This window comes from Ruegeria sp. AD9 (assembly GCF_056542305.1).
The window spans coordinates 264540-284746 of sequence record NZ_JBQFZP010000003.1; the positions used below are offsets into that span (position 1 = coordinate 264540).

Consider the following 20207-nt stretch of genomic DNA (forward strand, 5'->3'; position numbering starts at 1 on the left):
TACGAAGGATGTTCTGGCAAATGCCTATCATCCATCCTGACAAGGAATCATTGGCATGCAGTCAGCGGACGTTCAGACAACGGACCTTTTTATCATCGGTGGTGGGATCAATGGTTGCGGCATCGCTCGGGATGCTGCTGGTCGCGGGCTGTCAGTTGCTTTGGCAGAGATGAATGATCTGGCCTCGGCCACGTCATCAGCCTCGACGAAATTGTTTCATGGCGGTTTGCGCTATCTGGAGTATTTCGAAATCCGTCTGGTACGCGAGGCCCTGATCGAGCGTGAAACCCTGTTGCGCGCGATGCCGCATATCAGCTGGCCGATGCGCTTTGTACTGCCATACCACAAGGACATGCGATTTGACTCGGAAACGCCGACCTCCCGGCTGCTCAGCACGGTCATGCCGTGGATGCGCGGGCGGCGTCCGGCCTGGCTGATCCGGTTGGGTTTGTTCATGTATGACAATCTGGGTGGTCGCAAAATTCTGCCGGGCACCACGTCGCTGAACTTGCGATCGGCACCGGAAGGCGTCCCGCTACAGGACAAGTTCGAAACGGCATACGAATATTCTGATTGCTGGATCGAAGACTCGCGGTTGGTGGTTCTGAATGCGCGCGACGCCGAGGCGCGCGGTGCGCAGATCATGGTGCGAACCGAGGTGATTTCCGCCGAGCGGGTGGACGACCTTTGGCAGGTATCGATTCGTGATCGCAGCAGCGGCGAAACCCGTCTTGTCCGGGCCAGAATGCTGATCAATGCGGGTGGCCCTTGGGTCGGGGACATCATCCAGACCAAGATCCGTGTGAACTCACGCGAGGGTGTTCGACTTGTTCGGGGCAGCCATATTGTGACATCCCGGCTCTATGACCACGACAAGTGCTATTTCTTTCAGGGCGAAGACGGCCGCATCATTTTCGCCATTCCGTATGAGCAGGACTTTACCCTGATCGGCACAACGGATCAGGATCACCCGGACCCTGACACGAAACCCGTCTGTACTGAGGCCGAGCAGGAGTATCTGTGCACTTTCGCATCGAAGTATTTCAAGCGCACTGTGACCCGCGAAGATGTTGTGTGGACCTATTCCGGTGTGCGGCCGCTTTATGACGACGGTGCCAGCAGTGCCACCGCTGCAACGCGGGACTACACGCTGAAAGTCGATGCGCAGGGTGGGGCGCCTGTATTGAACGTGTTTGGCGGCAAGATCACCACCTATCGACGGCTCGCGGAAAGTGCTCTGGAGAAGATTGGTGAATTCTTTCCGAATATGCCGGGCCCCTGGACCGCCGGTGTTGCGCTGCCGGGCGGTGACTTTCCGGTTGACGCTGTTGAAGCCCTGACTGATCAGCTTTTGGCCGCGTATCCGTTTCTGGGTGCCGCCTGGGCTACACGCCTAATCAGGGCCTATGGAACTGAAGCAGCAGATGTCCTTGGGGATGCGCAGCAGTTGTCTGATCTGGGCGAGGATTTTGGCGCAACACTGACTGCGCGGGAAGTCGCGTGGCTGATCGACAAGGAATATGCCAGAACCGCCGAAGATGTCGTCTGGCGGCGCAACAAGCTGGGCCTGCGACTGAGTGCCGAGCAGATCGCGCGGATCGACGGTTGGATGGCTGAACGGCGGATCAGCAGCACGGCCTGATCCATCTTTCTATCCTCTTGGCGGGTGATCCGTGTTGTGCTAGCCGTTGGTTACGGTCGGCAGACACCGAGGCGTCGCTGCTCTTACCCAGAGTGCTAAACCTGCCAGTGAATTTGAAACTATCGCAACCATCCGGGCGTTGTTTCGTCAAGTCAGCGACCAACGATCGCGAAAAACGCCCGATATGGATTTGTGATGAGCAAAACACCTGTACCGTTGCACGCCGATGATCTGACCGGATTCGTGCGCACCTTGTCCCAACAACTTGGCGACTCCAGCCCGTCGCACCTGACCCTGATGAATATGGTCGCCCGTTCCGCCGGGTTTCAGAACGTGCAACATATGCGCGCCACCAGTGCCGCTGCCAGGCGGATCGAGGCCCGCCCGAAACAACCGGCTGCTGACATGCGTACGGTTGAGCGTACATTGCACCTGTTCGATGAGCAGGGCAGGCTTCGGCAGTGGTCGTCAAAAAGATCTGTGCAGACTTTGTCCTTGTGGGGGCTCTGGTCTGCGGTACCGGCTGCTGCGGTGCTGCAAGAGGGTGACGTCAACGCGTGCCTCAATGCCGAACATTGTTTTGATGACCCTGCAACCCTGCGCCGGACCATGATCTCCTGTGGGCTGCTGACACGGAACCGGGATGGATCGGATTATCGCCGGGTCGAGCAGGCACCGACACCAGAGGCAAAGGTGGTGATCCGCGAAATCTCTGAACGGCGGCGGGGAAGATCAGACTAACGCCAGAAAAAGCCCCGCTGATGGGCGGGGCTTTGATTGGATCAGGCCGCTTCATTTGACGGGCCGGGATCGTTTTTGCTGCCTTTCAGCCACTCGCGCATGCTTTGCATCAGGGCGTAGAGGACAGGCACCACGATTACGCCAACCAGCGTCGCGGCCAACATGCCACCGAACACGGCGACACCGATGGCTTTCTGGCTGGCCGCGCCCGCACCATTGGCGGCCAGCAGCGGTACGACCCCCAGCAGGAAAGACAGGGCGGTCATCATGACAGCGCGGAACCGCTGATGAGCGGCCTCGACGGCTGCTTCCTTGATCGATAGACCCTTGGCGCGCTGTTCCATTGCGAACTCAACGATCAGAATGCCGTTCTTCGAAGCCAGACCCACCAGCATGATCATACCGATCTGCGTATAGAGGTTTATGTCACTGCCAACGATGGCAACCGCAGCCACCGCCCCGAACAAGGCCACGACCACAGACAGCAGGATCGAGACCGGCATAGTCCAGCTTTCATACTGTCCCACCAGAAACAGGTAACCGAATAGGATGGCCAGCCCCAGAATGATGATCACCAGGCTGCCGGACGCCAACTGTTGTTGTGCCGTTCCCGTCCATTCGAACGAGTATCCCGGCGGCAGGGCCGAAGCAGAAACCTCTGTCATCGCGGTGATCGCATCGCCGCTGGACAGGCCCGGTGCCGGTACCGCTGTTACCGTTGCCGATCGGAACAGGTTATGCCGCTTCAGCAGAACCGGCCCCAATACGTTTTCCACGTCGATCAGGGTACCCAGTGGCACCATGTCGCCCTTCTGTGAACGCACATAGAGGCTGGCAATGTCATCGACATTATCGCGATAGCTGCCTTCCGCCTGGATCATTACGCGATAGACGCGACCAAACAGGTTGAAGTCGTTGACATAATATGACCCCAGTTGGGCCTGCATGGTCTGGAAAATCTCAGCCACCGAGACGTCCAGCGTCTTGGCTTTCTCACGGTCCAGATCCACGAACAGCTGCGGAACATTGGCACGGAATGTGGTATAGGCCTGTCCGATCTCGGGTCGCTGGTTGGCCGAATAAACAAACGATCCCACAGCCGATGCCAGATCCTGCGGTGAACCGCCGCCGGTTTGCTGCACCTCCATCTCGACCCCGGCCGACATGCCGAGACCCTGAATTGGTGGCGGGTTGAAGGCAACGGTCGAGGCTGCGGTCTCATTATTCGCGATGGCCAGCACCTTAGCCAAAATGGCTTCGGCGCTCAGGTCTTCCTCCTGCCGTTCGCTCCAGTTGTCGAGGTTCACGAAGATCGCAGCGCCGTTGGTGATTGTGCCGTTCAGCAATGAGAAGCCATTGATCAGAACGGTGCTGGACACACCCGGAATCTCGCGTATCTGGTCATCAAGGCGCTTTGTCACGGCCTCGGTCCGTTCCAGCGTCGCGGCGTCAGGCAGTTGCACGTCAACAAAGAGATAACCATTGTCTTCCAGCGGGATAAACCCAGCTGACGTGTTCGACATGATTGCCCCTGTTCCCATGCCGAGCCCAACCACGATGGCCAGCGCGATAGCCGGAAAGACAAGCAGTTTGCGAACAATGGCGACATAGCCATTGCGAAGGCCACCAATGAGATTTTCGAACAGCGCAAGCAGCCCCTTGGGTGGCCCCGAGCGGGCCTTAAGGACCAGCCCACACAGAGCGGGCGACAGTGTCAGCGCGTTGATGGATGAGATTACAACAGCGGTCGAGATCGTAACAGCGAACTGAGAATACAGCCGCCCTGAGATACCCGGCATGAAGGTCACCGGTACGAACACCGCCAACAGAACCAGTGTGGTCGCGATGACGGGGCCGGTGATCTGCCCCATAGCCTTACGGGTGGCTTCGGCTGGGGGCAGCCCCTCATCAGCGATGATGCGCTCGACGTTTTCGACCACGACAATGGCGTCATCGACCACGATGCCGATGGCCAAAACCAGCGCAAACAGCGAGATCGTGTTCAACGACATGCCGAAGGCCAGCAAGAAAGCAAACGTGCCGATCAGTGAGACCGGGATGGCAACCGCCGGAATGATCGTCGCGCGCCAACTTCCCAGGAACACAAAAACGACCGAGATCACGAGGGTAAAGGTCAGGATCAGCGTGGAAACAACGTCATTCAAAGAAGCTTCGACAAAGTCTGTCGTGTTAAAGGGGACATCATATTCGACATCCGTGGGGAATGCGCGGGACAGCCGCTCCAGTTCCGCCTGCACGCGCTCTGAAACGGCCAGGGCGTTTGCGCCGGGGGCCTGATAAATGCCGATCACGGTGGCGGGCACGGACTGAAAATAACCGGATGCCGAGTAAAACTGTGCACCAAGCTCAACCCGGGCGATGTCCCTTACGCGGACAATTGCGCCGGCATCTCCAGTACGGATCACGATGTTGCCAAATTCTTCGGCTGACGTCAGTCGCCCTTTGGATTTGATCGTGTATTGAAAGGTCTGGCCTTCGGGAACAGGCGGTGCACCAATTGAGCCTGCGGACACTTCGATATTCTGTTCGCGGATCGCGTTGATCACATCGCCTGGTGTGATGGACAGGGCTGCCATCTTGTCCGGGTCCATCCAGACCCGCATGGCGTATTCCAGGTTGGTCAGAACATCAGCCTTGCCCACGCCCTGCACACGCGCCAGCGCATCGCGCAGGTTGATCGAGGCATAGTTGGAAAGAAACACGCTGTCATAGGTGCCGTTGGGCGAGGTCAGCGTGACCAGCATCAGCATGTTGGTCGACGATTTTTGTGTGACAACGCCCGAAGATGTCACTTCGGCGGGCAACGACGACATTGCCTGTGCCACCCGGTTCTGCACGTTGACCGAGGCGATATCGGGGTCGGTGCCGACCTCAAAGGTCACATCCAGCGAATAGGAACCGTTGTCAGACGATCTGGATGTCATGTAGATCATATCGTCCACGCCGTTGACCTGCGCCTCGATCGGTGCCGCAACAGTGTTTTCCACTGTTTCCGCATTTGCGCCGGTATATTTGGTGGATACGTTGACGACGGGCGGGGTAATGTCAGGGAACTGCGCGACCGGCAGCACCAGATAGCCGATGCCACCCATGATGGTCAGTACCAGCGAGATGACAAACGCCAGCTTTGGCCGGCTGATGAACAGGGCTGAGAACATCGATTATTCTCCCGGCTGTTCAGAAGCGACGACCGCGTCAACAGCCACGCCGGGGCGGACCCGTTGCAGGCCCTCGACAATCACGCTTTCGCCCTCACGCAAGCCTTCCGTAACGATGATGGCAGTACCTTCCGTGTTGCCTGTGGTGATGTATCGCTGCTCCACCATCTGTTTGTCGTTTACTACAAGAACAAAGTCACCACGCTGGTCGCGTTGCAGTGCAGCTTGCGGCACCAGAACTTGCAGGGTTGGTTGCAGCGCTTCAATCTGCACATTCACGAATGCACCATCCAGGATCAAACGGTCGGCATTTTCGAACTGGGCGCGCATTGTGATCGCACCGGTCAACGGGTCGATACGATTGTCAACGAATACGATCCTACCCGTTTCATCCAACTTGGTTCCATTTGGCAGCGTGATATGCACATTGGGGCTTTGCGGGCTGTCAGCAAGAGAAGCGGAATTTGCACCAACGGTCTGAAGAACCGAAGTGAAGATTTTTTCGTTGAGCGAGAAATTCACATAGATCGGCGTCTCGCTGACAATGTTCACCAGCGGGGGGTTGGTCGGGCCTACCACATCGCCGACACTGGTGGTGATGCTGCCGATACGCCCATCAAAAGGCGCGTGGATCTGTGTATAGCTGAGGTCCAGTTCGGCCTGCTGGATCGCTGCATTTGCGGCCTTGACCTGAGCCTCGGCGACCAGTTCGTTTGCCCGCGCGATGTCACGTTCGGATTCAGGTGTCGCGTCGCGCTTGTAAAGCTCTTCCTTACGCGCCAGGTCAACCTTGGCCAACTCAAGATTTGCCTCGGCCCGGTTCAGATCAGCTTTTCGGGCCTCCAATGTTGCTTCGTAAAGGTCCGGTTCGATGGTGAACAACAGGTCGCCTTCTTTGACCGTTGCCCCATCCTCGACATTTCGGCTGTTGAGAAAACCGTTCACGCGGGCGACGATGTCGACCTTATTGATCGCCTGAGCGCGCCCTATGAAGGAAGCCTCGTCGGTGATTTCTTCGGTGTAGGCGGCCGCAATCGTAACTTTCGGTGCCGCTCCTTCGTCCTGTGCAGTTGCAGGTTGGGCCAGTCCCAGGGATATCAGCAATAATGCGGTGGCAATTGGATTGCTGGCCTGAGTTGGAAAAGGGAAAACTTGGGACATGGCGAAAGCCTCGTGCATTTCAGAAACAATTGGTGCCCATCCCGGCGGTCACAATCGCGCGAGTCGACAAAACTTGTTTGCAGGATGGCTTGTTTACCACGATTTCTCAAGCGCGATGAATCCCGAGGTGGTTCGCGATGACGCCAAAAATTTGTGCAACTAAGCTGGTTTAGGTGTCGGCCCGTTCCGAGGTGCCGAACGAAAACAGGGGCCAACGGCCCCCGTTTGAGCTTCCGAATATCTGGGTGGTCAGCCGCGTTTACCGGCGAATTTTGCCTGCCATTCTTCGCGCTGTTCGTCTGTGATCTTGGCGAACAGAACGTCTGGCACGGTAAAGTCGTGACCCGCGGGTAGCGCGTTCAACGCTGCGGCTACGTCTTCCGGCCAGCTGGTATCAAGCGTGTTCATGGCGCTTAGCATCTTGGCCGCAGCATCAGGGATGAACGGCGCGCTGAGCACGGCATAGAACCGGATCAGGTTCAGACCCAGACGCACCTGTGCAGCGGCTTGTTCGGGGTCTTCCTTGAAGGTTGACCACGGCGCCGCAGCTTGCAGGAATTCATTGCCAGCCACCCAGATGGCCCGCAGCTCCTGAGCCGATTTGCGGACGTCCATTGCTTCCATATGCGCCTCATAGGCGCGGACACGTTTGGTAAGTTCATCGATCAGAGCGTTCTCACGCTCGCCAAACTCACCGCCTTCGGGCACCACCTCACCGAATTTCGAGCGGCAGAACTTAGTGATGCGGCTGACGAAGTTGCCCAGAACATCGGCCAGATCCTTGTTCACGGATTGTTGGAAGTTCTCCCACGTGAACTCGCTGTCGCTGCTTTCCGGTGCATGGCTCAGCAGCCACCACCGCCAGTAGTCAGCTGGAAGAATCTCGAGCGCCTGATCCATGAAAACGCCACGACCCTGCGAGGTCGAGAACTGGCCGCCGTCGTAGTTTAGATAGTTGAAGGATTTCAGGTGGTCGACCATTTTCCACGGCTCGCCCGACCCGAGAATGGTGGCGGGGAAAGAAAGCGTGTGAAACGGCACGTTGTCCTTGCCCATGAACTGGACATAGCGCACATCGTTCGCGCCCTTGTCGGTGCGCCACCAGCGTTCCCACTCGGAATCGGGTTTCCCAGTGGAATCCGCCCATTCCTTGGCACAGGCGATGTATTCAATCGGCGCGTCGAACCAGACATAGAAGACCTTGCCTTCCATACCGGGCCAGTCCTGATCGCCTTTCTTGACCGGAACACCCCAGTCCAGATCGCGGGTGATCCCCCGGTCTTGCAACCCGTCGCCATCATGCAGCCACTTCTTGGCAATGGATGTGGTCAGGATCGGCCAGTCGGTTTTGCTGTCAATCCAGGCATCCAACTGATCCTTCATTGCCGATTGGCGCAGATAGAGGTGCTTGGTCTCACGCACTTCCAGATCGGTCGAGCCCGAAATGGCCGAGCGCGGTTCAATCAGGTCGGTTGGATCCAACTGCTTGGTGCAGTTTTCACACTGGTCGCCACGTGCGTTCTCATACCCGCAATTGGGGCAGGTGCCCTCGATATAGCGGTCGGGAAGAAAACGACCATCCGCGTTGGAATAGATTTGCTTTTCCGTGACTTCACGGATCAACCCGGCCTCATCCAGTTTCCCGGCGAAATGTTGGGTCAGCTTTTTGTTCTGCTCGCTGGATGAACGGCCAAAGTGATCAAAGCTCATCCCAAAACGCTTGGCGATGTCGGCCTGAATTTCGTACATGTCCGCGCAATACTCGGCCACAGGCTTTCCAGCTTTAGCAGCGGCCAGTTCGGCCGGGGTGCCGTGTTCGTCGGTGGCACACAGGAACATGACCTCGTTCCCCCGGCCACGCTGATAGCGTGCATACAAGTCGGCAGGCAGTTGCGAGCCGATCAGGTTGCCGAGGTGCTTGATCCCATTGATGTATGGGATTGCCGAGGTGATGAGAATCCGAGCCATATTCCGTTTCCGCATATCTAACTGCGCGTTCGTCTAACCTATGTCACCGCTCAGCAAAAGCCCGGTTTCGTAGATGACTGGAATAACTCTGATTTGTGACGCGCCCCTGATGGGACGACCAAGTCGCCGATTGCCGTTTTAAAGCGATCTGATTGTAGTCAGCCAATTCGCAGACTCTGCGCAATGCAGGGCCGCGGGTCTGCTTTTCATTCCTCGCGGGCGCGTTTCAGCAACCTTCCGACCGTAAAGGATGTACGCGGTGCGTAGACGTAATTGGTTCTTTCCGCGGGTGTTGGACGCGACCGCATTCGGGCCAGGCCGAAGCCGATCAGGAATACGTGGCCGACCGCGACAAATGCAAACAGCGCGCTGGGTCCAAAATCCTGGATCAGTGTTGATGTGATATAGGGTGACGCAATTGCCCCCAGCGCGTACCAGAACATCAGGGCGGCAGACAGCTCGACCCTCTGCTCGGTTGTTGCAAAATCGTTGGCATGTGCGGATGACACCGAAAAGATCGGGAATGTCGTAAACCCAAAAAGCCCTGCTGCCAGCATGACACCGACAGTTCCCGTGTCGCTTGCCGCCATTGTGACCCCGCAGCTTAGTACCGCCGCGACCGAAAGCCAGATCAAGACCCAGCGCCGGTCATACTTGTCAGCGAGCCACCCCATCGGATACTGTGCCAGTGCCCCGCCCAGAACGAAAGAAGCTAGGAAGAAGGCGATTTGGTCCACTCCCAGCCCGACTTCCTGACCGTAGACGGGCCCGACCATTCGGAAAGATGCTGAGCTGAGTGCCGAAACAATGACGCCCGCTACGGCCAACGGCGAACTGTGCCACGCCAGTTTCGGGCGCAGGCGGGGGGCGTCAGGCGTCTTCGGTTGACTTGCGCGTGTCAGCGTCAGCGGCAGCAACGAGGCGCAGCAAAGGATCGCCAAGAGGTTGTAGGATACATACGAGGCGGGTGGCAGGACGGCGATGATCAACTGAGCACTCAGCGAGGCACCCATATCAACGATGCGATAGGTGCCCATGGCTCGTCCACGTGTCTCATTGGTTACTTTTGCATTCAGCCAGGCTTCGATGACGGTATAACAGCCTGCCACACATGTGCCCGAGGCGATGCGCAGCGCCGCCCATACATAAGGATTGTCTGTCAGGGTGTGGCCGATCAAACCCATCGCGCCCAGCGCTGTGCATACGGCAAATGCGCGGGAATGCCCGACGCTGCCCATCAGTCGCGGCGCCCACCAGCAACCTATGAAAAAGCCAAGAAAATGCGCCGAACCCAGCATACCGATCTGTTCGGTCGAAAAGCTTAACGTAATCCCGGAAATGGCATCCAGTGGCCCGACGCCGCCTGTTGAAAGCTGAAGCAGAATGACCGACAGAAACAGGGCGGCAAATGAAATGATCGTGCGCATGGTTTTCTCAGATAGGCGGCGTCACCGGACAATGCGCGCAACTATTCGACTTTATCCAGTCGTTTTTTGCTTTTTGTCAGTCAGGTTGCTCGAATGATCTCGGCACGAATGTCCAGCCCAACATGTTGTCCTACCAGATCGGGATAACCCGAGGCACCGAAATCGTGCCGGTTCAAAGTCCCGGTCAAACTTATGGACAGGCGGTTCAAGTCGTTCGCGGCTGTTCCGGGCTGGCGATATAGGTTGGCCTCCAAGGTGACCGGGCGCGTGATACCGCGAACTGTCAGTTCACCTGTGATGCGGGCACCATCCGATATGCGCCCATCCGCCCCCAATTGAATGTCAGTCGATACGAACTGAATTGTCGGATAGGTTTCGGCGTCCAATACACTGGGGCCGAGCATCGGCATGCGGGCAAAGGGCAAGCGGGTTCTGGCCTTGGTAACGTCCAGCACCACTGTGACCCGGTTGTTTTGCAGGCGTTGCGTGTCAATTTCCACGTTCGCGTCCCGGATCGGCATTGATCCGGTCTGGGGAATGCCGGAGAGGTCAAAGGTAAAACCGACCCGGGTGCCGTTCGGTGACAAATTGTATGGCTTCAAGGCGGCCTGCACCGTATTCGCCAAAGGCAGAGCCGCCATCCCCGTAAGTACGAAGCGGCGGGTCAGGTGTGTCATGCCATGACCGTGTCCCGTCTGGGGCGGGATCTTTTGATCAACATCAGAACGATGGCAATGTTCAAACCGTTCCAAAGAATGCCGTTGACGAAAGCCAGTTGGTAACTTCCGGTGACATCGTAAATCCAGCCTGACATCCAGCCACCAAGCGCCATGCCAAGAATTGTCATCATCATGACGAATCCGACTCGCGCACCGGCTTCTTGCGGCGGCATGTATTCGCGGACAACCAAAGCGTAGCTGGGCACGATGCCACCCTGCGCCAGACCGAATAGCAAGCTGATCACATAAAGTGAGACCATCCCGTCATACGGCAGGAACAGGAACAGCGCGATGCACTGCAATACAGAGCCGATCAGAAGTGTCATGACGCCACCGAGACGGTCGGCCAACAGGCCCGAGACGATACGGCTGGCGACGCCGCCCAGTAGCATCAGCGATAGCATCTCAGCCCCCACTGCGGGGCCGTATCCCAGCCCGACGCAATACGACACGATATGGACCTGTGGCATGGACATCGCTACGCAACATCCAATGCCGGCCAGACCAAGAATGTACTGTAACACGCGTGGTGAAACACCGACACTGCGTGCGTTGATCCGGGCTGTGGCCGCGGCTGTGTTGTGCGCTTCGATTGGGACCTTGCGGCGCAACAACAAGGACAGGGGGATGACAACCAGCAACGTCAGAGCCGCCAATGTCAGATAGACCTGTTGCCAGCCGTCGCGTGCCAGAATACCGGACAGCAGAGTAGGCCAGATTGCCCCAGACAGGTAATTCCCGCTGGCCACCAGTGCGACGGCGATTCCACGCCGTTTCATGAACCAGTGCGAGATATCGGCGATCAAGGGCCCAAATCCGATCGATGTTCCCAGCCCGACCAGCAGATGCGCCGCGGATAGTAGCGTTATATTCGGGGCCAGCGTTGCCAATAGATAACTGAAGGCGCTTAAAACAGCAGCGCCGATCAGGGCGCGTGTCACACCCAGCCGGTCCACCAGTTGCCCCAGCCACATATTGCCCAGCGCAAATCCAATCATCGTAAGTGTATATGGCATCGAGGCTTCGGCGCGACCGGCGCTGAATTCTGCTTCGACGGCGGGCATGACCACGATTACAGCCCACATTCCCACATTCGCCACAGTTGCGATGGCGAGCGTGATCAGAAGGCGTATCCAGGAATAGCGGCTGTCATGGATCGGATGGCTCATGCGGCGACGCTAGGGTGCGATCCGGAGTTTGGCCAGTCACATCTTGCGTGATCCTTGCGGCTTCACGTCAGAATGTCCTCTGTTTCAATGCGTTTCAGGTGCAGACCGGTGCGGGCAGCGGTCTGAGTGGCTTGCCAGCTGACCGGGGGCAGGGCGCGGGCGCGGCGGCGGGTCAGGGTCCAGTGCCTGGCATCCCCCTGATGGGCGGCGGCCATGTGCCAGCGTGTCTCAACCCCTTGTGCGCCGCCATCACCGGGCGTCAGCAGCAGGCCAAGCGGGGCATGGCCCATCGTGCCGCCTTGTTCTGCGGCCAGATGCATCCGCCGCACCGGCGTCAGCCCCGGCGCGCCGGGCAGGTCGCCTATGATCAGCGGGATGGCCCCGCTGCGCAGCGCCTCTTCAATACACCATAGCAGATCTTCGGCGCGGGTGGGGTGGACGAACAGAAAACGCGCCGGATCAGCAAAGGCCATAATTCCGTCGGGGTTCAGTTGAGCGGGCTCCCACGCGGGGGAAATCCACAGCACGGGACCCTGTGTCTGACCGGCCAGCCAGATGGCAAAGCTGCGCCGGGCGGGGCCGCAAGCCTCGTGCACGCGGCCCGGTTGCAGGGTGATCTGCGAATGGAGATTTACCCCCGGTACCTGACGCGCAGGTTTGTGGCCAAGAAGCTGAGCAGACATGCCTGCAAGCTATCATGTTCCACTTTTGTTCTCAAGAGGTGAGGAGCATTAACGGGACAAGATCAGCTTGCCATCCGCAAACTGAATGCTTGAAAAACGGTGCAGATATTCCATCCCCAAAAGCGATTTATCCAGCTCACCCTCGTTGACCCAGGCCGAAACGTTCTGATCCGTAATGGGTCCTATCGTCAGGGTCTCAAGCCGCACCGGCGCGGTACGCACCTCACCGTTTGCAGTCAAGGCGCGCCCGAAATAACTCAGCTGATCGGGATCAATGCCTGCCCGTTTGGCATCCCGCGCGTTCAACACGATCTGGCTGGCACCGGTGTCGACAAGAAAGGTGATCAGCTCACCATTCACCAGAACCGGAAGGTAATAATGGCCATCATAAGCGCGGGGAACCTCAACCGAGTTACCGGTGACACTCATCTGCGGCGCGGGACCGACCGAGGAGCGAATATCCTCCCACAGGCCGACCAGTGCGATGACCCCGACGAATATGAACACCCATGCCATAACCTGCTGGAATGTCTTGCTAAGCGACTGCCGATTATGCGTGACAAACCACATCAGCAGCGCCGCCCCCAGCAGGGCCAGATAGATCAGGCGTCCAATATCGAAACTGTCCATGCGGTTCCCGGAAATCCCCTTAACCTTGTTAATATGGGGGCTTAAGATGCGAATCCAAAGGCCTTGAGGCCATCAAGAATAAACTGAACAGATAATGCAGCCAGCAGCATCCCAAGAAGCCGGGTCAACACGTTCAGCCCGGTTTTCCCCAAAAGCCGTGCCACGGCCCCGGATGTAAGATACATCACAAAAACCATTGCCAGAACGACCAGCATAACGCCGATGACAACCGCCAGACCCTGAATGCCGGGATGTTGACCGGCCAGCAGGATCATGGTGGCAATCGCACCGGGTCCTGCAATCAGTGGGATGCCCAGCGGAAACACCGACGGGTCCGGATGTTCTTCTTCTTCGGCACTGTTTTCACGACGTTTGGTCCGGCGTTCAAACAGCATGTCGAGCGCGGTCAGAAACAGAAGAACACCTCCCGCAACGCGAAACGCCTCCATCGAGATGCCGACAAAACCCAGCAACGCTTCGCCAAAGGCCGCGAACATGGCCAGAATGCCGCCTGCCGTCAGGCATGCGCGTATCGCGACAGAGCGGCGCGTGTGCCAATCCATGTTCTGGGTCAGGGCCACAAAAATCGGCGTTTGCGCCGGTGGATCAAGAACCACGAAAAGCGTTGTGAACGCGGTGATCAGAAATGCGGTGTCAATCACTCTTTGCTACTCTGTTGCAGATGTTTCAAAATTCTAAGGGCGTCTTCGGCCAGTCCGGACGGAACATAAACATGATCGTGGTGATAGCCCGCAACCATGTTTGCCGGAATTCCGGCCTGTGCCAACGCCCCCGAGACCGCAGCGGTCAGACCCACGCCTTCCAGCGAGGAGTGCACCTGAAGTGTGATACAGCGCATAGCAACCGCCTCTGTTGGTGCGCAATTGATCGGAACGACTAAAGACAGCCCTTCGGCCTCGACGTAACTGGCGCGTGTTCCGTCGGGCCAGTCCATATCTTCGGGCCAGACCACAAATGCGAATTCTCCGGGTTGAATTTCGGGATGCATTCCCGCGATCATTGCTTTGGTTTCAACAACAGGATCGCTCATACCGTTTCTGCCTGTTCCAGTCGCTCAGCAGCAGCGATCCAAAGCGCTTCTGCTTTTTGCATGGCCTCGACCACCTCGGCGAATTTGCGGTTCCAGATTTCCAAATCGTTGATCTTGTCGTCTTCGTAAAGCGTCGGGTCGGCCAGTTTTGCCGCGAGCTTGTCGTGCATCTCTGTCAGTTTCTCGACCCGGTCCTCGCATTTGCGCAGGTCCGCCCGCAATGCCAGCATGGTATCGCGCGAGGCGCGTTTGGGCTTCTCTGTTTGTGGCTTTTCTTTGACCGGTTTGTCACGCGCCAGCAATAGGGCACGATAGGATTCAAGGTCACTGTCATAAGATTTGACCGTACCGTCCGAGACCAGCCACAACCGATCGGCAACAAGCGACAGCAGGTGCATGTCGTGGCTGACCAGCACGACAGCACCCGAATAGGCGGTCAGCGCTTCGACCAGCGCCTCACGGCTTTCGATATCCAGATGGTTCGTCGGCTCGTCGAGGATCAGCATATGTGGTGCGTCGATGGTTGCCAGCAGCAGCGACAGGCGCGACTTCTGCCCACCCGACAGGCGGCCAACCTCGGTTTCCGCCTGAGCCGCGTTCAGGCCGAACCCCGCCAGACGCGAGCGCCACTTGCCCGGCGCCTCGTCTGGGCGCAGGCGGCGCAGGTGGTCCAGTGGCGTTTCGTTCACATAAAGCTCGTCCACCTGATGCTGAGCGAAATACCCGATGCGCAGCTTGTTGCTGCGGGTCATCTTGCCAGCCATCAGGGGCAGGCGGTCTGACAGCAGTTTGGACAGGGTTGATTTGCCCTGACCGTTCTTGCCCAGCAGCGCGATGCGGTCATCCTGATCGACGCGCAGGTTCAGGCGGCGCAGTACTTCGGTTTCGCCATAACCGGTCACACCGCCTTCAATCTGGATGATCGGTGGCGACAGTTCCTCGGGTTCGGGGAAGGAAAACGCACGCAGCGCGGCCTCTTGCGGGGTTGAGACCAACTGGATGCGTTCGATCATTTTCAGGCGCGATTGGGCCTGAACGGCCTTGGATGCCTTATATCGAAACCGATCCACGAAGCTCTGCAAATGAGCGATGCGCGCCTTGGCTTTGGCGTTTTCGGATTCTGCCTGTGCCAGACGTTCCGCCCTCCGTTCAGCGAATTTGTCATATGGCACGGCGTAATAGGTGAGTTTGCGATCCTCCAGGTGCAGGATCGACCCTACGGCACGGTTCAGCAGGCCCCGGTCATGGCTGATGATTATGACCGTATGTGGATACCTGGCCAGATAGCTTTCGAGCCACAACGCGCCTTCAAGGTCCAGATAGTTGGTCGGTTCGTCCAACAGCAACAAATCCGGTTGTGAGAACAGAACCGCCGCCAAGGCCACGCGCATCCGCCAGCCACCCGAAAAATCCGAACAGGGGCGCAATTGGTCTGCGTCGTCAAACCCCAACCCCTTGAGGATTGAGGCCGCGCGGGCCTCGGCCGACCAGGCGTCGATATCGGCCAGCCGGGTCTGGATTTCGGCAATTCGCGTGGGATCCGTTGCGTCGCCAGCCTCGGTCATCAGGGCGCTGCGTTCGGTATCAGCGGCTAGAACAGTGTCGATCAGCGAAACGTTGGATGATGGGACCTCCTGCGCGACCCCGCCAATGCGGGCGCGCTTGGGGACCGCAATATTCCCCGATTCCAGCGCCAGTTCCCCGCGGATCAGGCGAAAAAGCGTGGTCTTTCCCGTGCCATTCCGGCCCACAAGGCCAACCTTGTGACCGTCTGGTACGGTTGCGCTGGCGCCATCAAACAATGGGCGGCCTTCAACGGCATAGGTGATGTCTTCGATCCGTAACATGAGGCGCTCTTAGCAGAGGTGTGATGCCGCCGCCAGCGGCTTGGCATTTTCAAGCATCAAGCAATGTGTTAGCGCTGTCTCGTTTGCTTTTTGAAGCGGTTTTTCACATGCGCGCGGCCCGGACGCCTCCATCCCTGATCACATTGATCTTTGCTACGGCGCTGTCTGTGCTGACGCTCAACATGTTCCTGCCGTCGCTGGCGCATATGAGTGAAGACTTCACGGTGGATTACGGCCTGATGAACCTGTCGGTCGCGGGGTATCTGGCGGTTTCGGCAGTGTTGCAACTGATCATGGGCCCGTTATCGGATCGCTTTGGGCGCAGACCTATCCTTTTGATTTGTATATCAATATTTGTCCTTGCGTCGATCGGATGCACACTGGCCGGATCGATCTGGGTTTTTCTTGGCTTCCGCCTGCTTCAGGCTGCTGTTGTCGCCGGCTCGGTCCTGTCCAGCGCGTCGATCAGAGACCGTTACGCACCGAATGAGGCGGCAAGCAAACTCGGTTACGTCGCGATGGCCATGGCCTTAGCCCCGATGCTTGGGCCGATGTTGGGTGGGGCGCTGGATATGCTTTTCGGTTGGCGTTCGGGGTTTGTCCTGTACTCGTTGCTTGGAGCAGGGTTGCTGGTGCTGCTTTGGTTCGACCTGGGCGAAACCAACACGAACCGCTCGTCCACATTTGGTGCCCAACTGCGCGAATACCCACACCTGTTCCGTGCCCGCAGGTTCTGGGGTTATGCCCTATGCGCGGCGTTTTCGATTGGGGGGTTCTACAGCTTTATCACCGGTGCGCCGCTGGTTGCCGCAGCGTGGTTCGACCTGAGCCCAGCAACGCTGGGGCTGGGGATTGGCATCATCACCGGCGGGTTCATGGTTGGCAATTTTGTCACCGGTCGGATTGCGGCCCGGACGCGCCTGACGACAATGATATTGTCGGGGCGGATCGTGGCCTCAACTGGCCCGTTCTGCGGATTGATGCTGTTTCTCGCTGATCTGGGATCGGTCTGGGTCTTCTTCGGTTCGGCAATCTGTGTCGGCTTTGGCAACGGTTTGACCAATGCCAATGCCGCGGCCGGTGTCATGTCGGTACGCCCCGGGCTGGCAGGTAGCGCGGCAGGGCTGTCGGGGGCAATGATCGTGGCTTTGGGAGCTGTTCTGACCTCAATGACCGGCGCGTTCGTCAGCCCCGAAAACGGGCCGTATCTGGTACTGGGCATGATGTGGGCCTGTAGCTTTGCCGGCTTGATGGCGGTGCTTTACGTTCGTCGACTGGACCGTGTCGACCCTTTGCCAGAAACAATCTGAACTGCAAAGCCACCGGCAAGGCATCATTACACTTTTCATGGATCAAAGACCGTGATACCCGGCGCGCGATGGATTTCGGCGCGGATCCCGCGTCACATTATAAGGAGAGGCCGATATGGCACTGGAACGCACATTCTCGATCATCAAACCCGATGCAACCCGCCGCAACCTGACCGGCAAGATCAACGCCAAGTTCGAAGAAGCAGGCCTGCGCATCGTGGCGCAAAAGCGCATTCACATGACCAAAGCTCAGGCTGGCAAGTTCTATGACGTTCATGCCGAACGTCCGTTCTATGACGAACTGTGCGAATTCATGTCGTCGGCTCCGGTTGTTGTTCAGGTTCTGGAAGGCGAAGGCGCCATTGCAAAGAACCGTGAAGTCATGGGCGCAACGAACCCTGCGGACGCAGCCCCCGGCACCATCCGCGCTGAATTCGCGGAATCGGTCGGTGAAAACTCGGTCCACGGTTCGGACGCACCGGAAACCGCAGCGGTTGAAATCGCATACTTCTTCTCGGGCATTGAACTGGTCGGTTAAGCCACAGCCATTGGTGACAAACAGGGGCCGCATCCTTGGTTGGGTGCGGCCTTATTCGTTCAGAGCTGCTTTAAGTCCTTTGGTGCAACACGAACTCCGATGGCGTCCAGATCTGCAATCATCTGGTTTTCCGGAGCAGCACCGTTACCAGCTTTGATTGCGTCGAACCTTTCGCGCAGGGCTTTCTTCTCGTCGCCCTTGCAATCGTTCCACGGGCGGCCCTGCAATCCCATCACCAGAACATAATATCCGATGAAATGCGCCCTGGTGCCGGCGCGCAACAGGCGGGCATAGGCTTCGTCCGGCCCCAGTTCTCGCAGCGCCTCAGCCGAATGAATACCAGCACGTGCGCAGGCCTGTTCAAAGGCGGGGCCAAGGTTTCGGATCGAAGATACTGGTTCGCTCATAGCGGTGTCTTACTTCGGCACCCGAGGTCTGTCACCCCGTGATTACACTCGGTCGCAGGCATAATGCCTTGATGTCCTTTCGGGTTCAGCCGAGACTGAAAAGGAGAACCTTGGATGGCGTTGGAGCAACCAAACCAAACAAGGGGCGCGCGCATATGATCGTTGAGAAACCTGTAAAGGGGTTTCTGAAGTTGAACTGGAAAGGCGTATCATGACCAGATCGTCAAGCGATCAGTTCATTTTCCCAGCGAGGATTGACGAAACGGCTCTGGCAAATGCCATTGCCGGGTTTTCCCAAAAAGTTTCACCCGATAGCCCCGTCGCAGCTTTCGCATTGCTGGATTGTCACGATCAGTCACTGCGCGCCTCGGGTCGTGCTTTGATCGATACTGGCGGGGTGTTGCACCTGCTGCGGAAGGACCACGGCCCTTTGTCTCAGCAGCACTCGGGGCATCTGCGGTTTGCACGGGACTTGCCAGAAGGGCCGGTTCAGAAGGCGCTGAGCGACTTTCCTGAACTACGGGCGCTGACGCAGATTGGTGTTGGAGAGATCGAGGCAAAGACCTTCGCCGTGCTTGATGATCTGCAAAAGACAAAAGTCAGGGGAACTTTAACGTACATGTCGACGCCATCAGGGCAGGCAACCATTGTACGAATTCAGCAGTTGCGCGGGTATAAGAAGGCCTATCAGTTGGTCCGTTCCGCTCTCGATCGCGTTTCGGGCGGTGTTCGTGACGTTGAAACGGTCTATCCCAGTCTGTTTCCAGACATGGTTCCCTATCAGGCCAAGCCTGAAATAAAGTTCGGTCAAGCAGATCCTTGCAGCGAAGTCGCTGCGAAAATCGTTCAAATATATCTGAGGGTTGCACGGCAAAACGAGGAGGGCATGATCGCTGATATCGACACCGAGTTTTTGCACGATTACCGGGTTTCGTTGCGCAAGATCAGGTCAGTGATCAGCCTGTTCAAGGGTGTGTTGTCCGAGGCCCAGACGGCCGAACTGAAGCGGCTCTTTTCCGATCTTATGGCCCCCACGGGACCTCTGCGTGATTTGGATGTCTACCTTCTGAAAAAAGACAAGTATTTCAATCTTATCCCGCCGAGCCTTCACGCAGGACTGTCCGAGATGTTTGATCAGTTTCAAACGGAACGTACACAAGAGCAACTGCGCCTATCTCGCTGGTTGCGCAGCGCCGACTACACGACGTCCATGACCGACCTGACCGCAATGTTCACCAGTACTGATCACTTGGACCTCGGACCAAACGCGCATCGCGGCACGTATGACTATGCCTGCGCGCTGATCTGGAAGCATTATCGCAAGATGTGCAAACTGGCGCGCGGCATAAGCGATGATACGCCAGACAAGACGGTGCATGAGCTTCGTATCGAATGCAAAAAACTAAGATATCTGATGGAATTGTTTGCCCCGCTCTTCGATGCGAACGGATTGAGAACGATCCTTAAACAGTTGAAAAAACTTCAGGATAATCTTGGTTTGTTCAACGACTATTCTGTGCAGCAAGACGCGTTGCTGACCTTTGTAGCGTCGCACGCCGATACGCAAGGCCACGTAAACGCGCAGATCGGTTTGTCCGTGGGCGGCCTAATCGCTGTGCTTGATCAACGTCAGAAGACCGAAAGAAAACGCGTTGTCGCAAGCTTCCTTCAGTTCGACGGGCAAGAAATCCGGCACATGTTCCGCAGTCTGTTTCACCACAAAAAGGAGTAGGGA

General features: G+C 57.5%; 17 protein-coding genes. 5 read left to right on the forward strand and 12 right to left on the reverse strand.

The window, feature by feature from the left end:
- Window positions 1-55: 55 nt before the first annotated feature.
- Complete coding sequence (glpD, locus tag ACR0AM_RS06690; RefSeq protein ID WP_480622458.1) at window positions 56-1642, forward strand: glycerol-3-phosphate dehydrogenase; 1587 nt, start codon at window positions 56-58, stop codon at window positions 1640-1642.
- 195 nt (window positions 1643-1837) lie between these two features.
- On the forward strand, window positions 1838-2383 hold the full coding sequence (locus ACR0AM_RS06695) for a DUF2087 domain-containing protein (RefSeq protein WP_480622459.1): 546 nt from the start codon (window positions 1838-1840) through the stop codon (window positions 2381-2383).
- A 41-nt stretch (window positions 2384-2424) separates the two neighbouring features.
- Here the strand turns inward: ACR0AM_RS06695 and ACR0AM_RS06700 are convergent, their stop codons facing one another.
- The 11 genes from ACR0AM_RS06700 to ACR0AM_RS06750 all read right to left on the reverse strand — a co-directional run bounded on the left by ACR0AM_RS06700 (window position 2425) and on the right by ACR0AM_RS06750 (window position 16217).
- A complete protein-coding gene (locus ACR0AM_RS06700) occupies window positions 2425-5562 on the reverse strand; it encodes an efflux RND transporter permease subunit (RefSeq protein ID WP_480622460.1) in 3138 nt (1045 codons plus the stop codon).
- 3 nt (window positions 5563-5565) lie between these two features.
- Window positions 5566-6723: an efflux RND transporter periplasmic adaptor subunit gene (locus ACR0AM_RS06705; RefSeq protein ID WP_480622461.1), complete on the reverse strand. Its 1158-nt coding sequence runs from the start codon at window positions 6721-6723 to the stop codon at window positions 5566-5568.
- Between the two features lie 249 nt (window positions 6724-6972).
- Complete coding sequence (metG, locus tag ACR0AM_RS06710; RefSeq protein WP_480622462.1) at window positions 6973-8691, reverse strand: methionine--tRNA ligase; 1719 nt, start codon at window positions 8689-8691, stop codon at window positions 6973-6975.
- A gap of 206 nt (window positions 8692-8897) precedes the next feature.
- Window positions 8898-10118: an MFS transporter gene (locus ACR0AM_RS06715; RefSeq protein WP_480472365.1), complete on the reverse strand. Its 1221-nt coding sequence runs from the start codon at window positions 10116-10118 to the stop codon at window positions 8898-8900.
- Window positions 10119-10198: 80 nt separating this feature from the next.
- A complete protein-coding gene (locus tag ACR0AM_RS06720) occupies window positions 10199-10795 on the reverse strand; it encodes a YceI family protein (RefSeq protein ID WP_480622463.1) in 597 nt (198 codons plus the stop codon).
- The gene (locus ACR0AM_RS06725) at window positions 10792-12006 is read right to left on the reverse strand and encodes an MFS transporter (RefSeq protein WP_480472369.1); all 1215 of its coding nucleotides are present in this window, start codon (window positions 12004-12006) and stop codon (window positions 10792-10794) included. The genes ACR0AM_RS06720 and ACR0AM_RS06725 overlap by 4 nt, the downstream gene beginning before the upstream one ends.
- 62 nt (window positions 12007-12068) lie before the next feature.
- Entirely contained in the window at window positions 12069-12689 is a 621-nt protein-coding gene (locus ACR0AM_RS06730) for an ImuA family protein (RefSeq protein WP_480622464.1), read from the reverse strand.
- Window positions 12690-12737: 48 nt separating this feature from the next.
- On the reverse strand, window positions 12738-13319 hold the full coding sequence (locus tag ACR0AM_RS06735; protein WP_480622465.1) for a retropepsin-like aspartic protease family protein: 582 nt from the start codon (window positions 13317-13319) through the stop codon (window positions 12738-12740).
- Between the two features lie 41 nt (window positions 13320-13360).
- Complete coding sequence (locus ACR0AM_RS06740; RefSeq protein ID WP_480481263.1) at window positions 13361-13981, reverse strand: MarC family protein; 621 nt, start codon at window positions 13979-13981, stop codon at window positions 13361-13363.
- Window positions 13978-14370, reverse strand: a complete 393-nt coding sequence (locus tag ACR0AM_RS06745) for an ACT domain-containing protein (protein ID WP_480604290.1) — start codon at window positions 14368-14370, stop codon at window positions 13978-13980. The genes ACR0AM_RS06740 and ACR0AM_RS06745 overlap by 4 nt, the downstream gene beginning before the upstream one ends.
- Complete coding sequence (locus ACR0AM_RS06750; RefSeq protein ID WP_480622466.1) at window positions 14367-16217, reverse strand: ABC-F family ATP-binding cassette domain-containing protein; 1851 nt, start codon at window positions 16215-16217, stop codon at window positions 14367-14369. The genes ACR0AM_RS06745 and ACR0AM_RS06750 overlap by 4 nt, the downstream gene beginning before the upstream one ends.
- Window positions 16218-16324: 107 nt before the next feature.
- Here ACR0AM_RS06750 and ACR0AM_RS06755 point away from each other — a divergent pair, with 107 nt between their 5' ends.
- Together ACR0AM_RS06755 and ndk are read left to right on the forward strand one after the other, a co-directional pair.
- Complete coding sequence (locus tag ACR0AM_RS06755; protein WP_480553314.1) at window positions 16325-17527, forward strand: multidrug effflux MFS transporter; 1203 nt, start codon at window positions 16325-16327, stop codon at window positions 17525-17527.
- Between the two features lie 115 nt (window positions 17528-17642).
- A complete protein-coding gene (gene ndk / locus ACR0AM_RS06760; RefSeq protein WP_008757405.1) occupies window positions 17643-18065 on the forward strand; it encodes a nucleoside-diphosphate kinase in 423 nt (140 codons plus the stop codon).
- 59 nt (window positions 18066-18124) lie between these two features.
- Here ndk and ACR0AM_RS06765 read toward each other — a convergent pair whose 3' ends face one another.
- Window positions 18125-18472: a TfoX/Sxy family protein gene (locus ACR0AM_RS06765; protein WP_480472383.1), complete on the reverse strand. Its 348-nt coding sequence runs from the start codon at window positions 18470-18472 to the stop codon at window positions 18125-18127.
- Between the two features lie 211 nt (window positions 18473-18683).
- On the opposite strand from ACR0AM_RS06765, the gene ACR0AM_RS06770 reads away from it, so the two are divergent.
- Window positions 18684-20204 (forward strand): CHAD domain-containing protein, encoded by a 1521-nt coding sequence (locus ACR0AM_RS06770; RefSeq protein WP_480622467.1) that lies wholly within the window; start codon window positions 18684-18686, stop codon window positions 20202-20204.
- Window positions 20205-20207 lie beyond the last annotated feature (3 nt).

Coding starts and splice junctions, on each gene's coding strand:
- ACR0AM_RS06700 (WP_480622460.1), bottom strand. CDS start 5,562: ATGTTCTCAGCCCTGTTCATCAGCCGGCCAAAGCTGGCGTTTGTCATC.
- ACR0AM_RS06715 (WP_480472365.1), bottom strand. CDS start 10,118: ATGCGCACGATCATTTCATTTGCCGCCCTGTTTCTGTCGGTCATTCTG.
- ACR0AM_RS06720 (WP_480622463.1), bottom strand. CDS start 10,795: ATGACACACCTGACCCGCCGCTTCGTACTTACGGGGATGGCGGCTCTG.
- ACR0AM_RS06695 (WP_480622459.1), top strand. CDS start 1,838: ATGAGCAAAACACCTGTACCGTTGCACGCCGATGATCTGACCGGATTC.
- ACR0AM_RS06765 (WP_480472383.1), bottom strand. CDS start 18,472: ATGAGCGAACCAGTATCTTCGATCCGAAACCTTGGCCCCGCCTTTGAA.
- glpD (WP_480622458.1), top strand. CDS start 56: ATGCAGTCAGCGGACGTTCAGACAACGGACCTTTTTATCATCGGTGGT.
- ACR0AM_RS06725 (WP_480472369.1), bottom strand. CDS start 12,006: ATGAGCCATCCGATCCATGACAGCCGCTATTCCTGGATACGCCTTCTG.
- ACR0AM_RS06750 (WP_480622466.1), bottom strand. CDS start 16,217: ATGTTACGGATCGAAGACATCACCTATGCCGTTGAAGGCCGCCCATTG.
- metG (WP_480622462.1), bottom strand. CDS start 8,691: ATGGCTCGGATTCTCATCACCTCGGCAATCCCATACATCAATGGGATC.
- ACR0AM_RS06770 (WP_480622467.1), top strand. CDS start 18,684: ATGACCAGATCGTCAAGCGATCAGTTCATTTTCCCAGCGAGGATTGAC.
- ACR0AM_RS06745 (WP_480604290.1), bottom strand. CDS start 14,370: ATGAGCGATCCTGTTGTTGAAACCAAAGCAATGATCGCGGGAATGCAT.
- ACR0AM_RS06755 (WP_480553314.1), top strand. CDS start 16,325: ATGCGCGCGGCCCGGACGCCTCCATCCCTGATCACATTGATCTTTGCT.
- ACR0AM_RS06735 (WP_480622465.1), bottom strand. CDS start 13,319: ATGGACAGTTTCGATATTGGACGCCTGATCTATCTGGCCCTGCTGGGG.
- ACR0AM_RS06730 (WP_480622464.1), bottom strand. CDS start 12,689: ATGTCTGCTCAGCTTCTTGGCCACAAACCTGCGCGTCAGGTACCGGGG.
- ACR0AM_RS06705 (WP_480622461.1), bottom strand. CDS start 6,723: ATGTCCCAAGTTTTCCCTTTTCCAACTCAGGCCAGCAATCCAATTGCC.
- ndk (WP_008757405.1), top strand. CDS start 17,643: ATGGCACTGGAACGCACATTCTCGATCATCAAACCCGATGCAACCCGC.